Here is a 15,039-nt window from a genome sequence, read left to right on the forward strand (position 1 = left end):
GAAGGTGGAATCGGTAGATATCTACTTGCAGTCCTACCTCGGGCGCAAGCTATTGCCATGCCTCAGGAAACGCCTGACCCGACGGTCACTCACTGCGTCGTCTGCACTCAACTCGCCCGTGAGGAGCGAGAGGCCGAGGCGCGGGGGGATCTTTCCCGCGCCGTTGACTGCCGCGTGCTGAGGGCGCGTCACCCGCACGGGGACGGTTCCCGGTGATCGTCGTGTCGCTCGGTGGCGACGCCCACCGCGCCGTACTGCTCGGGCGGGCGCGGGTCGGGACGCCGGAGGACGCCGCCGCATGGCTGCGCGGGGAGGCGTTGCGGCTCGCGGTGCGGCTCGACCCGGGGCCCCGTACGCGGTGGGCGGCGCCCGGCCTCGTACACCCCGTGCGCGGGCCGGGGCCCGACGCGCCGACGGCGATGAGGGCGTGGGCCGAGTGCCCCGAACAGGTGCGGGACGTACGGGCGTTGCTGGCTCAGGGACACCCGTACACGCGCCGCTTCCAGGACCCGGGCGGCTCCTGGTACGAACTGACCGCCGCCCCCGCAGAGAACGCAGGTGATCCCATGAACCAGCCCTCCCCGGACGTGCCGCGCTGTGAGGCGACCGGGCAAGTGACGCAGATCGTGGCGGAGTTGGCCATGGACGTGACACGGTCGGCGGGGGCTCCGCCCCGCTCCCGTATCCGCTGCGCGCTCGCCCCGCACCTCACGTACGAGCACCAGGGGATCGTCCGTGAGCTGAGCGGGGGCGGCGGGCACGTGTGGGGGACGTTCGGGGCGGCCGTGCCCGTCTGGCGCGTGCGCGTCGCGCCGCCCTGCCCGCACTGGGCGGGCGCCGCACCGTGCGGGCTCTACGACGACCACCCCGGGGCGTGCGTGCCCGCGCGGACGAGCGAGACCGCGTAGCCGTGCGCCGGGGCGCGCCGGAAGGCGACGGCGCGCCTCCGGCGGAGGCCGTACCGAGGACGCCCCGTTGTGGCCCGATCGGTCCAGAACCAGTACGGTGGTGGGCATGGCCCGGCCCCGTGAGTTCGACGAGCACCGCGTGATGCTCGCTGTCCGCGACGCGTTCTGGGACAAGGGCTACGCGGGGACGTCGATGGACGACCTGCTGCGGGCGAGCGGGCTGGGCAAGGGCAGCCTCTACGGGGCGTTCGGGGACAAGCGCAGCCTGTTCCTGCGCGTGCTGCGCGAGTACGACGACGCGAACCTGCGGGCGCTGCGCGAGCGGCTGGCGGCCTCGGCGCGCGCGATCGATTTCGTGCGCGAGTTCGCTCTCGGCCCGGCCGGGGACCCGAGCGGCGCGGTCGCGCGGCGCGGCTGCCTGCTGGCCAACAGCAACGCCGAACTGGCCACCAGCACCCCGGAAGTCGCCGCCGAGGCCCGCCGCAGCTACGGCCTGATCGCCGCCACCCTGACGGAGGCGCTGGAGCGCGCCCGACGGGAGGGGGACCTCGCCCCCGACGCCGATCCCGCCGAGACCGCCCGCGCGGTCCTCGTGGCGCAACTCGGCCTCATAGCCCTCGGGCGCACCGGTACGGACGTCGCCATGCTCGCCGCGATGGGCGATTCCGCGCTGGCGCGGCTCCTGCCCGCCCCGCGGCGGTAGCGACCGCACCTCCGGCCGCTCCGCGTCGCCACCACGGCCCACCGAAGGCCCCGCGTCCTGAGCGGCGCCCTCGATCCAGCGTTCCGCGGTGTCCGGTACGACCGTGAGGTCGCGCCGCCGGCCCTCGCCTCCCCACATTCTTGACTGAGCGGTCCAGATGGGTCAGGGTTATGGACGTACCAGTCCAGAAATCGAAGGAGGGCGGCATGGCCGTCTTGACCGACAAGGTCGCCGTCGTCACCGGGGGCAGCACGGGCATCGGTTTCGCGACCGCACGCGCGTTCCGCGACGAGGGCGCCAGGGTCTTCATCACCGGCCGCCGCGCGGAGGCGCTCGACGCCGCCGTCGCGGAACTCGGCCCCGAGGTGACGGGTGTGGTCTGCGATGCGGCCGTGCCCGCACAGCTCGACGCGTTCTACGAGGTGGTGCGCGAGCAGGCCGGACGCATCGACGTGCTCGTCGCCAACGCCGGCATCGGCAGCGCGGCCCCGTTCGGAGAGGTGACGGAGGAGCTGATCGACACGCTGTTCGCCACCAACGTCAAGGGGGTGGTCTTCACCGTGCAGAAAGCACTGCCGCTGCTCAGCGCGAACGCCTCGGTGATCCTCACGGGATCGACGGCGACGACGCGCCCCAGCCCGGGACTTGAGATCTACGCCGCGACGAAGGCGGCGGTCCGCAACCTCGCCCGCGGCTGGGCACTCAGCTCCCGCACGCACGGCTTCCGGGTCAACGTCGTGTCACCGGGCGCCACGCGCACCCCCGGCCTGCTCGAACTGGTCCCGCCCGAGGTGCTGGAGCAGTCGGAGGGCGAGATCCCCCTCGGCCGGCTCGGCGAGCCCGAGGAGATCGCCGCCGTGACGACGTTCCTCGCCTCGGACGCGTCGGGCTACGTCAACGGCGCGGAGCTGTTCGCCGACGGGGGGTTCGCCCAGGTGTGAGCGGGCGGCGGGCGCGGCTCCCGGCGCGCGCGTGCGGGGAGGCGGCCGGGGCACGTGCCGGAAGGCGGCTGGGGCGCGTGCCGGAAGGCGGCTGGGCGCGTGCGGGGAATGTCACGTCGCACCGGACCGTTCCCTCTGGCGAGAAGTTCGAGATTCAACTAATCTCGGGCTCAGAAAGTTCGAGTTTCAACGGCTCGGACCAGTCGAGCCGTGCAGACGAGGACGAGAAGGAGCGCGCCATGCCCGCCGTGACCGTGGAGAATCCGCTGACCCTGCCGAGGGTGGCCGTGCCCGCCGGGGCGCAGGCCCGGCCCGTGCTCGGGGTGTCGACCGCGCCGAGCGGCTTCGAGGGGGAGGGCTTCCCGGTGCGCCGGGCCTTCGCCGGGATCGACTACCGCCACCTCGACCCGTTCATCATGATGGACCAGATGGGCGAGGTGGAGTACGGAGTCGGCGAGGCCAAGGGAACCCCCTGGCACCCGCACCGGGGCTTCGAGACCGTCACGTACATCATCGACGGGACCTTCATCCACCAGGACTCCAACGGTGGCGGCGGGACGATCACCAACGGCGACACGCAGTGGATGACCGCCGGTTCGGGCCTTCTGCACATCGAGGCCCCGCCGGAGCAGCTCGTCATGAGCGGCGGCGTCTTCCACGGCATCCAGCTGTGGGTGAACCTGCCCGCGAAGGACAAGATGAAGGACCCCGGCTACCAGGACATCCGCGGCGGCCAGGTCAAGCTCCTCACCACCCCGGACGGCGGCGCGCTGCTCCGCGTCATCGCCGGTGAGCTGGACGGCCACGAGGGCCCCGGCATCACGCACACGCCGATCAGCCTCGTGCACGCGACCGTACGGCCCGGCGCCGAGGCGACGCTGCCGTGGCGCGAGGACTTCAACGGCCTCGCGTACGTGCTCGCCGGACGCGGCACCGTGGGTACGGACCGCCGCCCCGTGCACACCGGGCAGGCGGCCGTCTTCGGCGAGGGCGGCTCCCTGACTGTACGGGCCGACGAGTCGCAGGACAGCCACACGCCGGACCTGGAGGTGCTGCTCCTCGGCGGGCAGCCGATCCGCGAACCGATGGTGCAGTACGGGCCGTTCGTCATGAACACCCGCCGAGAGCTCCAGCAGGCGTTCGAGGACTTCCAGGCCGGGCGGCTCGGGACCGTCCCCGCCGTGCACGGCATGTGAGCCGACGCGTTAAGGTGGACAAACGGGTGCACAAGCGCCGGGCAGGGGCGGTACGGCCGAAAGGCCACCGATCCCCCTAGCCCCCGCCGCACCCCTCCGGTACGGAAGGCCGGGTGTCTCTCTCCCCCGTGGGCGCCCGGCCTTCCCCGTACCCGGATACGGACGCGCTCCCGCGCCCCCGGTCACACGACGAGCCGGACGACCGCCGCCACGCCGATCACGATGACCGTGGCACGCAGCACGGTCGGGGAGAGACGGCGGCCGATGCGGGCGCCGAGGAAGCCGCCGAGGATCGAGCTGACGGCGAGGATCGCGATGACCGCCCAGTCGACGGGGGCCACGACCGCGTAGATGATCCCGGCGACGAGGTTCACCACCGCCGACAGGACGTTCTTGAAGGCGTTGATCCGCTGGAGCGGGTCCGCGAGGAGCAGACCCATCACGCCGACGAGCATGATGCCCTGGGCCGCCGTGAAGTAGCCGCCGTAGACGCCGATGAGGAAGATCAGGACGTAGAGGAGCGGAGTGAAGGGGGCAGCTCCGGGCCCGGCCGGGGTGGTGGCGGTGTCCGCGGTCGTCGGCTCCGCGCCCGTACCGGCCGCCTGTGCCTTCGCCGCCTTGCGGGCCCTCAACCTCTTCGTCGCGAGCGGCTGGAGGGCGACGAGGAGGACCGACATGCCGACGAGGACCGGGACGATGACCTCGAAGGCGTCCTTCGGGAGCGAGAGCAGCAGCGCCGTACCGCCGATCGCGCCGAAGAAGGAGGCGACGGCGAGGCGGGCCACGCGGCGGCCCTGGCCCGCGAGTTCGCGACGGTAGCCGTACGCGCCCGTGATCGTCCCCGTGATGAGGCCGACCGCGTTCGACGTCGTCGCCGTCACCGGCGGATAGCCGAGCGCGACGAGGACCGGGAACGTCACGAGCGTCCCCGAGCCCACCACGGTGTTGATCGCCCCGGCCCAGACCCCGGCGATCCCGATCAGCAGTCCCTCCCACCACATCATGCCCACGACAGTAGAGGGCGGGCGCGACGGCACCGCGAGGGGGCGGGGCGGGGGATACGCGGGCGGCGCCGTGGGGCGTGGGGCGGCGCGGCGCGGTGGGGCGTGATGCCGAACAGGGGGGCGGGTACCGCTCCGTCGCACGGGCGACTCGCGCAACTCCCCTCTCCGCACGTGCAACTCCACACGTCGCCTCGTTGTCTGAAGGGGGTAGGCGTGTGCTGTGCGCCACCCTCGAATACTTCTCTCCCGTCTCGTACGGACCCGCAACTTAGGGAGCATCGTGTGAACCTCGGTCTCAGTCCACGCCGCACCGTCACCGTCGCCCTCACCGCCGGTGCCGTCCTCGTCGCGCCGCTCGTCGGCACGGCGCAGGCCGCCTCGGCACCCTCGGTGAGCGCCAAGGGCGCCTTCCTGCTCGACACTTCCTCGGGCAAGACGCTCTACAGCAAGGCCGCCGACACCAAGCGGCAGATGGCGAGCACCACGAAGGTCATGACGGCCACCGTCGTGCTCGACACCAAGGGCCTCAATCTCGACAAGAAGGTCACGATCAAGCAGGCGTACCGCGATTACGTCGTCAAGAAGGGCGCGAGCACGTCCGACCTGCGCACCGGTGACAAGGTCACGGTGCGTCAGCTCCTCTACGCGACGCTGCTGCCCTCCGGCTGCGATGCCGCGTACGCCCTCGCCGACACCTTCGGCACCGGCAAGACCGCCTCGGCGCGTACCGCCAACTTCATCTCGAAGATGAACGCCAAGGCCAAGTCGCTGAAGATGAAGAACACTTCCTACGACTCCTTCGACGGCATCCCGACGAAGAGCAAGAACTACACGACGCCGCGCGACGCCTCGCTCCTCGCCCGGCACGCGCTCAAGAGCTCGACCTTCCGCACGGTGGTCAAGTCGAAGAGCACGAAGCAGAAGGCGACCGCGAGCAACGGCAAGTCGCGTACGTACACCTGGTACAACACGAACAAGCTGCTCGGCTCCTACAAGGGAGCGATCGGCATCAAGACCGGCACGGCGAGCGGCTCGGGGCCCTGCCTCGTCTTCGCCGCGACGCGCAACGGGAAGACCGTCGCGGGCGTGATCCTCAACGACAGCAAGCGTTTTGAGGATGCCGCGAAGATCATGGACTACGCGTTCAAGTCGAACAGCGCGAAGACGATGAAGCTGCAGACGCTGCCGAAGGGCGCGCAGAAGGACTGACGTCCGGGCGCGTCAGGGAGCGGATGTTTCACGTGAAACATCCGCTCCCGGCGGGCCTGTTCATGTTCCACGTGAAACATCCGCTCTCAGATGGCCTGTTGATGTTTCACGTGGAACATCGGGAACGGCGCAGGGGCCCGGCCCGCACTCCTTGTGCGGACCGGGCCCCTGCTTCCTTTGCGGCGGGGGTGCTCAGCCCCAGGTCAGCAGCCGCTTGGGCTGCTCCAGGACCGCCGCGATGTCCGCGAGGACCTTCGAGCCGAGTTCGCCGTCGACGTGCCGGTGGTCGAAGGAGAGCGCGAGCGTGGTGACCTGGCGGGGCTTCACCTTGCCCTTGTGGACCCACGGCTGCGGCTTGATCGCGCCGACGGCGAGGATCGCGGACTCGCCGGGGTTGAGGATCGGCGTGCCGGTGTCGACGCCGAAGACGCCGACGTTGGTGATCGTCACCGTGCCGCCGCGCATCGCCGCCGGGCTCGTCCGGCCCTCACGGGCGGTCCCCACGAGGTCCGAGAGCGCGGTCGAGAGCCCCGCGAGCGAGAGGCTGTCCGCGTCCTTGATGTTCGGGACGATCAGGCCGCGCGGAGTCGCCGCCGCGATGCCGAGGTTCACGTAGTGCTTGACCACGATCTCCTGGTTCTCCTCGTCCCACGCCGCGTTGATCTCCGGGTTGCGGCGGATCGCGAGGAGCAGGGCGCGCGCGACGAGGAGCAGCGGGTTGACCCGCAGACCGGCCATGTCCGGGTCGGCCTTGAGCTTCTCGACGAGCTTCATCGTGCGCGTCACGTCGACGGTGACGAACTCGGTGACGTGCGGCGCGGTGAAGGCCGAGCCGACCATGGCCTGCGCGGTCGCCTTGCGGACACCCTTGATGGGGATGCGGGTCTCACGGGCGGACGGGTCGGCCTGGGCGGCCTCGGGTCCCGCTGCCTCGGCGGGAGCCGGGGAAGCGGACTCCCGCGGCTGCTGTCCGGGCGCCTGTCGCGCGGGCTCCTGCACGGACGTGGCCGCCGCGTGCACGTCCTCGCGCGTGATGACGCCGTCCGGGCCGCTCGGGACGACCGCGGCGAGGTCGACGCCGAGGTCCTTCGCGAGCTTGCGGACGGGGGGCTTGGCGAGCGGGCGCGACCCGGGCACGGCGGCGCTCGCGAGCACGGGGCTCGCGGGCTCGGGGGCCGCCGGAGCGGGGGCCGGGGCCGGCTCGGGCGCGGCGGGCGGCTCCTCGGCGCGGGCGCTGCCGTTGACCCGTACCGCCTCCGCGGGCTGTGCCGCCTTGCGCGGGCGCCGCTTCGTGGAGGACTCGGCGACGCCGTAGCCGACCAGGACGGGCTGGCGGGCCGCGGCCTTCTCCTCGGGGGCGACGGGCGCGGGCGCGGCCTGTACCGCACCGGCCTCGCCCGACGCCGTACCCTCGTCGCCCTCGCCGCCACCCGTGTCCACCACGATGATCACCTGGCCGACGTCGACCGTGGTGCCCTCGGGGAAGCGCAGTTCGCGGACCACGCCGTCGAACGGGATGGGCAGTTCGACGGCCGCCTTCGCCGTCTCGACCTCGCACACGACCTGGCCGTCGGTCACGGTGTCGCCGGGCTGGACGTACCAGCCGAGGATCTCGGCCTCGGTGAGCCCCTCGCCCACGTCGGGCATCTTGAACTCGCGCAGCCCAGTGGTCTGTCGTGTCATCGTCGTCATGGCTCCTTCCCCCCGTCTCAGTACGCGAGCGAGCGGTCGACGGCGTCGAGCACCCGGTCCAGGCCCGGGAGGTACTCGTCCTCCAGGCGCGCGGGCGGGTACGGGACGTGGTAGCCGCCGACCCGCAGGACGGGGGCCTCCAGGTGGTAGAAGGAGCGCTCGGTGATGCGCGCGGCGATCTCCGCGCCCGTACCGAGGAAGACGGGGGCCTCGTGCACGACGACGAGCCGCCCGGTCTTCTCCGTCGTGGCCTGCACGGTGTCGAAGTCGATCGGGGACATCGAGCGCAGGTCGACGACCTCGACGGACTTGCCCTCGGCGGCGGCGGCCTCGGCGGCCTCCAGGCACGTCTTCACCATCGGCCCGTACGCGACGAGCGAGACATCGGTGCCCTCGCGGACGACGCGCGCCTTGTGGAGCGGGCCCGGGATCGACTCGCGCTCGACCTCGGCGCGGTCCCAGTAGCGGCGCTTGGGCTCGAAGAAGATCACCGGGTCGTCGCTCTGGATGGCCTGCTGCATCATCCAGTACGCGTCCGACGCGTTCGACGGCGAGACGACCTTGAGGCCCGCGACGTGCGCGAACAGCGCCTCGGGCGACTCGCTGTGGTGCTCGACGGCGCCGATGCCGCCGCCGTAGGGGATGCGCACGACGACGGGCAGCTTGATCTTGCCGAGCGCGCGGGCGTGCATCTTCGCGAGCTGCGTGACGATCTGGTCGTACGCGGGGAAGACGAAGCCGTCGAACTGGATCTCCACGACGGGCCGGTAGCCGCGCAGCGCGAGGCCGATCGCGGTGCCGACGATGCCGGACTCGGCGAGCGGGGTGTCGATGACGCGGCGCTCGCCGAAGTCCTTCTGGAGCCCGTCCGTGACGCGGAAGACGCCGCCGAGCTTGCCGACGTCCTCCCCCATCACGATGACCTTGGGGTCGTTCTCCATGGCGGTGCGCAGCGATTCGGTGATCGCCTTCGCCAGCGCCAGTTTCTCCGCAGCCATGGTCACTCGCCCTCTCCGGCCGAGACGTCCGCGAAGGACGCCTGGTACTCCTCGAACTGCGCGCGCTCCTCGTCCACGAGGGAGCTCCCGTCCGCGTAGGCGTTCTCGAAGATCGCCAGGCGGTCGGGGTCCGGCATGGCGCGGATCGCCTCGCGCACGCTCCGCCCCATCGCCTCGCTCTCCTCCTCCAGCGAGGCGAAGAACGCCTCGTCGGCAAGGCCCTCGGCGAGCAGGTGGGCGCGCAGCCGCTCGATGGGGTCCTTCGCCTCCCACGCCTGCCGCTCGTCGTCCGCGCGGTAGCGGGTGGGGTCGTCGGAGGTCGTGTGGGCGCCCATGCGGTACGTGAACGCCTCGACGAGCATCGGGCCCTGGCCCGAGCGGATGTGCGCGAGCGCGGCGCGGGTCACGGCGAGGACGGCCAGCACGTCGTTGCCGTCGACGCGGACACCGGGGAAGCCGTAGCCGCGGGCGCGCTGGTAGAGCGGGACGCGGGTCTGGCGCTCGGTGGGCTCGGAGATGGCCCACTGGTTGTTCTGGCAGAAGAACAGCGTCGGCGCGTTGTAGACGGCCGAGAAGGTGAACGCCTCGGCCACGTCGCCCTGGCTGGAGGCGCCGTCGCCGAAGTAGGCGACGACGGCCGAGTCGGCGCCGTCGAGGCCGATGCCCATCGCGTAGCCGGTCGCGTGCAGGGCCTGGGAGCCGATCACGATCGTGTACAGGTGGAAGTTGTTGCTCGTGGGGTCCCAGCCGCCGTTGTTCACGCCGCGGAACATGCCGAGGAGGAGGGTCGGGTCCACGCCCCTGCACCACGCGACGCCGTGCTCGCGGTAGGTCGGGAAGACGTAGTCGTCGGGCCGCAGCGCGCGGCCGGAGCCGATCTGCGCGGCCTCCTGGCCGAGCAGCGAGGGCCACAGGCCCAGCTCGCCCTGGCGCTGGAGGCTCGTGGCCTCCGCGTCGAAGCGGCGCGTGAGGACCATGTCGCGGTAGAAACCGCGCAGCTCGTCGGCCGTGATGTCCTCGACCCAGCGGTCGTACTCCGGATGGGGGACGCGGACGCCCTCCGGGGTGAGGAGCTGGACGAGCTCGGGCTCGTCGGCAGGGGCGGCGGGGACGGGCGCGGCGGGGGCCTTCTTCGCCGGCGCCGCCTTGGCCTTGCGGGCGGTGGCGGGCGTCTTGGCCGCTGAACCGCGGCGGGCGGGGGCCTTGGCGGCGCTCTTCGCCGTGGCGGGCGCCGCGGCTCGCGCCGGCGCCTTCTTGGCAGTCACGTGTGTTCCTCCGTCGGTCCGGCTCCCGGGATCTGCCGGAAGCTGGGTATCCCTCCGTCTCCTGGGACGGAGAGGGAAGGCGCCTGCTCCCCTCCCGCGCACGGGGTGGGTGCGGCTCGGCCGGGAACAGGCGTGACAAGTGCCCCGGTGAGCCCCTGCAACATGCACGTTACCCAGTGCGGCAATACTCCGCGAAGCCCCGTTGACCTGCAATTTTGCTTGGATTTCCAAGTAAATCGAGATGGCCGGGGAGGGCTTCGTCCGCAACTCCTGGTCACAGCCTCGCAGGGGGCCGGAACACCGGCACGTTAACCCGCGCACCCCGGGCGCGGGAAGAGCCAATGTGACCGACGCATCGCGGGCGGGGGAGGCGGTGCGGTGAGGGGCGGGGGAGCGGTGGGGCGGGGGCCGGGGGAGCCGGTACGCCGGGGGGCGCGGGGGGAGGGGGTGCGGGGAGGTGCCCGTGGGCGGGGGATGCGGCGAACGGGTGCTTTTGTGGGGGGTGATCTTGAGGGGGTGCGGTTGGGGCGGGGGATACGGGCGACGGGGGGCCGCTCCGCGGGGGGCCGGGGGCGTGGCGGGGTGTGGCGCCTGCTCGGCGAGGGGCGAGGGGGTGGGGCCGGTGACCGGGGGGCTAGGGCGATGGCAGGGGGGTGGACCGGTGGCCGGGGGCCCGTAGCCGGAGAGCCCGGAGCCGCAGGGGGACCGGTGGCGGGGGACCGGGCTGCGTGCAGGGGGACCACGCCCACGGCAGGGGGCCGGGGCGATGTTTCACGTGAAACATGCGGGAGGGCCGGGCCGATCGTCTCGATCGGCCCGGCCCTCGCGGATCTCGGGGGTGCGGCTCAGACGCCGCCGCCCGCCGACTCTCCCCCGCCGGGCTCACCGCCGCCCGTGGACGTGCCGTCGCCCGGGTCCTCGCCGCCCTGACCGCCGTCGTCGCCGGGGTCGGTGGGCTGGGACTGCTGCCCGTCGCCCGGGTCCTTCGTGTTCTGGCCGTTGCCGGGGTCGGTGCCGCCCTCGCCCTGGCTGTTGCTGGGCTGCGGGTCGCCGCCGCCCGGGGGAGCCTCGTCGGTGGTGCTCGGCGTCGGCGGGGACTGCTGGTTGCCGCCCTGGCTCGGCCGGTCCTGGCCCCAGCCGTTGCCGCTGCCCGTACCGCTGCCGGTCTCCGTCCCGCCGCCCTGGTCCTCCTCGGTGGACTTGGTCGGCTCGGTGGACTTCTTCTCCTTCTTCTCCGATTGCGAGACGGTGGGCTGCGGCTTCTTGTCCGTGTCGCCGGAGCTGTCGCCGCCCAGGTTCTGCACGGCGAAGGCGGCGCCGGCGATGATCGCGACAACCGCGAGTGCGGCGATGACGTAGAGCCGGGCCCGGCTCCCGCCACGCCGGGCGGGGCCCCCGCCCTCGTACCCGCCGTCGTCCTCCCCGAGCGGACGCAGCATCGGCTGCTGCGGGATCTGCGCCGTGCCGCTGCCGAAGGGCGTCGTGGCGGGACCGGCTGCCATCGCGCCCGCGGCGAAGGCGGCGGGATCGACCTGCCCGGTGTTCCACGTACCGGTGAACGCGCCCTGGTCGTGCAGCATTTGCAGCGCGTACTGGACGAGCCCGCTCATCTCCTCGGCGCTCTGGAACCGGTCGTCCGGCTCCTTGGCGAGCGCGCGCAGGACGAGGCCGTCCAGCTCGGGCGGGCAGTTCTCCGCCATCTGCGAGGGCGGCACGGGCGGGTCCTGCACGTGCTGGTAGACCACCGAGAGCGGGGTCTCGCCGGTGAAGGGCGGGCGCGAGGCGAGGAGTTCGTAGAGGAGGCAGCCGGTCGCGTAGAGGTCGCTGCGGTGGTCGACGGCCTTGCCGAGCGCCTGCTCGGGGGAGAGGTACTGGGGGGTGCCCATGACCATGCCGGTCTGCGTCATCGTGGACTGCGCGCCGTGCAGCGCGCGGGCGATGCCGAAGTCCATGACCTTGACGGCGCCGGAGTGCGTGATGATGACGTTCGCCGGCTTGATGTCGCGGTGCACGATGCCGTGCTGGTGCGAGTAGGCGAGCGCGTCGAGGACGCCGGAGACGATGATCAGCGCCTGGTCGGCGGTCGGCGCCTCCGCGCTGAGCAGCAGCTCACGGATCGTACGGCCCTCGACCAGTTCCATGACGATGTACGGGACGACGTTGCCGCCGACCGTGTCCTCGCCCGAGTCGTAGACCGCGACGACCGCGTGGTGGTTGAGGCCCGCGACGGACTGTGCCTCCCGCGTGAACCGGGCCTTGGAGACCGGGTCTTCGGCGAGGTCGGCGCGCAGCAGCTTGACCGCGACGGTGCGGCCGAGACGTACGTCCTCGGCGGCCCACACCTCCGCCATGCCCCCGCGTCCGAGCCGGTGGGTCAGCCGGTAGCGGCCATCGCCGACCAGTCCTCCGTTACCGAAGGACTCGGGGGCGTCCGACAGGGGGCCGCCAGTCGCCTCCGGGTCGGACGGGCCCTGGGCGCGCTGCGTCTGTGCCATCGGTCCTCGCCGTCGTTTCTGTCCCGCGGTCCGTGCGGGGGTTGTTACGGTCCTCCATCGCCACGCTACAGCCTCACAGGGGCCTCGCGGTCCGGGACGGAACGACCATCCGGCCCGCCACGCGGCAGGCCGGGCATATTCCCTGGCCCCGCGAGTGTGCGCCGCGTCACGCCCTCCTCACGGTCGTACCGCGTACGGTCACGACTCGGGCACCTCGCTTGACCTTCCCGTGCCCTGGGGCAGACTTGGCCGGGACCGGTCAGGGATCATCGCACGCGGCCGGAGCACACGGGAACGGCAAGGACGGCCGGGAGGCCGGGACGCACCCGGAGCGGCACGGGTACAGCGGGGACGGCGGGGGACATGAGCCAGGACGACGACGCGCGCGACCGGGACACGGCGAACGGCGACGAGACGCGCGACCGGTACACCGGGAAGACCGTGGCGGGCGGCCGGTACCGGCTGGAGGAACTGCTCGGGGCCGGGGGCATGGCCTCCGTCCACCTCGCCTACGACTCCGCGCTCGACCGCCGCGTCGCGATCAAGACCCTCCACACCGACCTCGGCCGCGAACCCGCCTTCCGCGAGCGCTTCCGCCGCGAGGCCCAGGCGGTCGCGAAGCTCGCGCACCCGCACATCGTCTCGGTCTTCGACACCGGCGAGGACCAGCTCGACGGCGCGACGACCCCGTACATCGTCATGGAGTACATCGAGGGCGACGCGCTCGGCACGCTCTTCGAACGGGACGTACGGGCCCACGGCGCGATGCCCGCGCAGCGCGCGCTGAAGATCACCGGGGACGTGCTCGCGGCCCTGGAGCTGAGCCACGAGATGGGGCTCGTGCACCGCGACATCAAGCCGGGCAACGTCATGGTGAACCGGCGCGGAGTCGTGAAGGTCATGGACTTCGGCATCGCGCGCGCCATCCAGTCCGGAGTCACGTCGATGACGCAGACGGGGATGGTCGTCGGCACCCCGCAGTACCTCTCCCCCGAGCAGGCGCTCGGCCGACCCGTGGACGCGCGCAGCGACATCTACTCCGTCGGCGTCATGCTCTTCCAGCTCCTCACGGGACGGCTCCCCTTCGATGCCGACTCGCCCTTCGCGATCGCGTACGCGCACGTTCAGGAGCCCCCGCCCGTCCCCTCGACGCTGAACAGCGCGCTCCCCCCGGCGATCGACGCGCTCATCGCCCGCGCCCTGCGCAAGAACCCCGCCGAGCGCTTCCCGCACGCGGAGGCGATGCGGGAGGAGTGCGAGCGGGTGGCGGGGGCGCTGACCGGGGCGGCGCCGAGTGTGGGGGGAGGGGGGAGTGCGGGCGGTCCGGGGGGCGCTGGTGATTCGGCTGGCCTGGGTGGTTCGGGTGGCGCGGGTGGTCCGGGAGGTTCGGGCGGCCTGGGCGGTCCGGGTGCCGGGCAGGGTGTGAGCGGGCAGGCGGAGCAGGCGATTTTCCCGCCCGTGCCGCAGCAGGGCTTTTCGCCGGCTCCGCAGCCGCAGGCGTACGGCACGCCCCCGCCCGCGTACGGCTCCCCGCAGGGCGGCTACCAGAGCCCGCCGCCGAACCCGTACGGGCAGACGCCGCCGTACGCGAACGGGGGTGCCGCGTACGGCGGCGGCACGCCCTCGTACGGGCAGGGCTCCGGCGCGTACGGATACCCGCAGGCCGGGACGGGACACGACGGGAACGGCGCGGGAGGACCGGGCGGGGCGACGGGCGGCGGTGCGCCGGGGCCCGGGAGCAAGCGGCGGCGGACGGTCCTCACGCTCGCGATCACGGCGGTCGTCCTCGTGGGCGGAGGGCTGTGGATCGCGTTCGGGCCGGACGGCACGAAGGACGAGCCCGACCCCAAGCCGGTCGCGAAGGAGTCCGGCGCGCACCCGCCCGGCTACCGGAGCCCCGAGACGGACCGGACGATGGACCCCGACAAGTGCGTCTCCCGCACACCGCTGACCTGGGCCCCGGACAAGGTGATGGTGCCGGACGTCCAGTACAAGTACCTGAAGTCAGCGGAGGAGTGCCTGAGCGCGGGCGGCTGGAAGTGGACGGTCGAGAAGGTCGACAACAACACCTTCGGCGAGGGCACGGTGATCAGCCAGAAGCCGGACCCGAACAAGGAGGTCGACAAGAAGGACAAGCCGTCGATCACCCTGCGGGTCTCGACGGGGAACCCGGCCTGAGGGACACGGCGGGGGGCGGGCTGGTCGGCGCGGGGTTCTCGGTGTGGGGTTCTCGGTGGGGAGCGCTCGGCGGAGGACTCCCCGTTGGGCTCTCCGTGGGGGGCACTCGGCGAGTGGTTGCTTCTTGGGGGCGGCTTCGCGGCGGGGGCGCGTTTTAGGGGCCGTTTCCCTACTGGGGCGGGACTGCCGGCCGGGGCTTCTCTCCGGGGGCGGGGACTGGCAGCCGGTTGACTGGTCGGCCTCGGTGAGGGTGGGTGAGGGCGGCCTGGTGCGCGCGGAGCGGCGGGGGTGCGGAGAGGCTGATGGGCGAAAGGTGGCGGGGCGCGGAGAGGCCGGTCCGCGCGGAGTGCAGTGGGGCGCGGAGAGGCCGGTCCGCGCGGAGTGCAGTCGGGCGCGGAGAGGCCGGTCCGCGCGGAGTGCAGTCGGGCGCGGAGAGGCCGGTCCGCGCGG

The 15,039-nt window shown here is 72.5% G+C and carries 11 protein-coding genes; 6 read left to right on the forward strand and 5 right to left on the reverse strand.

Annotation, left to right across the window (positions count from 1 at the left end; genetic code table 11):
• Window positions 1-212 precede the first annotated feature (212 nt).
• From STTU_RS15340 to STTU_RS15355, 4 genes are all read left to right on the forward strand, one after another.
• Window positions 213-908, forward strand: coding sequence for a hypothetical protein (locus tag STTU_RS15340; protein ID WP_007824392.1), 696 nt, complete (start codon window positions 213-215; stop codon window positions 906-908).
• A gap of 106 nt (window positions 909-1,014) precedes the next feature.
• Window positions 1,015-1,611, forward strand: coding sequence for a TetR/AcrR family transcriptional regulator (locus STTU_RS15345; protein WP_007824393.1), 597 nt, complete (start codon window positions 1,015-1,017; stop codon window positions 1,609-1,611).
• A 206-nt stretch (window positions 1,612-1,817) separates the two neighbouring features.
• Window positions 1,818-2,552, forward strand: a complete 735-nt coding sequence (locus tag STTU_RS15350) for an SDR family NAD(P)-dependent oxidoreductase (RefSeq protein WP_043255294.1) — start codon at window positions 1,818-1,820, stop codon at window positions 2,550-2,552.
• 239 nt (window positions 2,553-2,791) lie between these two features.
• Window positions 2,792-3,748 (forward strand): pirin family protein, encoded by a 957-nt coding sequence (locus tag STTU_RS15355; RefSeq protein WP_010269446.1) that lies wholly within the window; start codon window positions 2,792-2,794, stop codon window positions 3,746-3,748.
• 182 nt (window positions 3,749-3,930) lie between these two features.
• Here STTU_RS15355 and STTU_RS15360 read toward each other — a convergent pair whose 3' ends face one another.
• The gene (locus tag STTU_RS15360; RefSeq protein ID WP_043255296.1) at window positions 3,931-4,752 is read right to left on the reverse strand and encodes a sulfite exporter TauE/SafE family protein; all 822 of its coding nucleotides are present in this window, start codon (window positions 4,750-4,752) and stop codon (window positions 3,931-3,933) included.
• Between the two features lie 282 nt (window positions 4,753-5,034).
• Here STTU_RS15360 and STTU_RS15365 point away from each other — a divergent pair, with 282 nt between their 5' ends.
• On the forward strand, window positions 5,035-5,961 hold the full coding sequence (locus tag STTU_RS15365) for a D-alanyl-D-alanine carboxypeptidase family protein (RefSeq protein WP_007824399.1): 927 nt from the start codon (window positions 5,035-5,037) through the stop codon (window positions 5,959-5,961).
• Between the two features lie 192 nt (window positions 5,962-6,153).
• Here the strand turns inward: STTU_RS15365 and STTU_RS15370 are convergent, their stop codons facing one another.
• The 4 genes from STTU_RS15370 to STTU_RS15385 all read right to left on the reverse strand — a co-directional run bounded on the left by STTU_RS15370 (window position 6,154) and on the right by STTU_RS15385 (window position 12,411).
• Window positions 6,154-7,653, reverse strand: a complete 1,500-nt coding sequence (locus tag STTU_RS15370; protein ID WP_007824400.1) for a dihydrolipoamide acetyltransferase family protein — start codon at window positions 7,651-7,653, stop codon at window positions 6,154-6,156.
• Between the two features lie 17 nt (window positions 7,654-7,670).
• Window positions 7,671-8,651 (reverse strand): alpha-ketoacid dehydrogenase subunit beta, encoded by a 981-nt coding sequence (locus tag STTU_RS15375; RefSeq protein ID WP_007824401.1) that lies wholly within the window; start codon window positions 8,649-8,651, stop codon window positions 7,671-7,673.
• A gap of 2 nt (window positions 8,652-8,653) precedes the next feature.
• Window positions 8,654-9,916: a pyruvate dehydrogenase (acetyl-transferring) E1 component subunit alpha gene (pdhA, locus tag STTU_RS15380; protein ID WP_007824402.1), complete on the reverse strand. Its 1,263-nt coding sequence runs from the start codon at window positions 9,914-9,916 to the stop codon at window positions 8,654-8,656.
• Between the two features lie 845 nt (window positions 9,917-10,761).
• Window positions 10,762-12,411: a protein kinase domain-containing protein gene (locus STTU_RS15385; RefSeq protein ID WP_007824403.1), complete on the reverse strand. Its 1,650-nt coding sequence runs from the start codon at window positions 12,409-12,411 to the stop codon at window positions 10,762-10,764.
• 363 nt (window positions 12,412-12,774) lie between these two features.
• Here STTU_RS15385 and STTU_RS15390 point away from each other — a divergent pair, with 363 nt between their 5' ends.
• Window positions 12,775-14,589, forward strand: a complete 1,815-nt coding sequence (locus tag STTU_RS15390) for a protein kinase domain-containing protein (protein WP_007824404.1) — start codon at window positions 12,775-12,777, stop codon at window positions 14,587-14,589.
• Window positions 14,590-15,039: the final 450 nt, after the last annotated feature.

It is taken from the genome of Streptomyces sp. Tu6071, from assembly GCF_000213055.1.
GTDB lineage: Bacteria > Actinomycetota > Actinomycetes > Streptomycetales > Streptomycetaceae > Streptomyces > Streptomyces evansiae.

Excerpts from the sequence above, each read along its gene's own strand:
- STTU_RS15385 (WP_007824403.1), bottom strand. The coding sequence starts at position 12,411 with ATGGCACAGACGCAGCGCGCCCAGGGCCCGTCCGACCCGGAGGCGACT.
- STTU_RS15370 (WP_007824400.1), bottom strand. The coding sequence starts at position 7,653 with ATGACGACGATGACACGACAGACCACTGGGCTGCGCGAGTTCAAGATG.
- STTU_RS15360 (WP_043255296.1), bottom strand. The coding sequence starts at position 4,752 with ATGATGTGGTGGGAGGGACTGCTGATCGGGATCGCCGGGGTCTGGGCC.
- STTU_RS15375 (WP_007824401.1), bottom strand. The coding sequence starts at position 8,651 with ATGGCTGCGGAGAAACTGGCGCTGGCGAAGGCGATCACCGAATCGCTG.
- STTU_RS15355 (WP_010269446.1), top strand. The coding sequence starts at position 2,792 with ATGCCCGCCGTGACCGTGGAGAATCCGCTGACCCTGCCGAGGGTGGCC.
- STTU_RS15345 (WP_007824393.1), top strand. The coding sequence starts at position 1,015 with ATGGCCCGGCCCCGTGAGTTCGACGAGCACCGCGTGATGCTCGCTGTC.
- STTU_RS15350 (WP_043255294.1), top strand. The coding sequence starts at position 1,818 with ATGGCCGTCTTGACCGACAAGGTCGCCGTCGTCACCGGGGGCAGCACG.
- STTU_RS15390 (WP_007824404.1), top strand. The coding sequence starts at position 12,775 with ATGAGCCAGGACGACGACGCGCGCGACCGGGACACGGCGAACGGCGAC.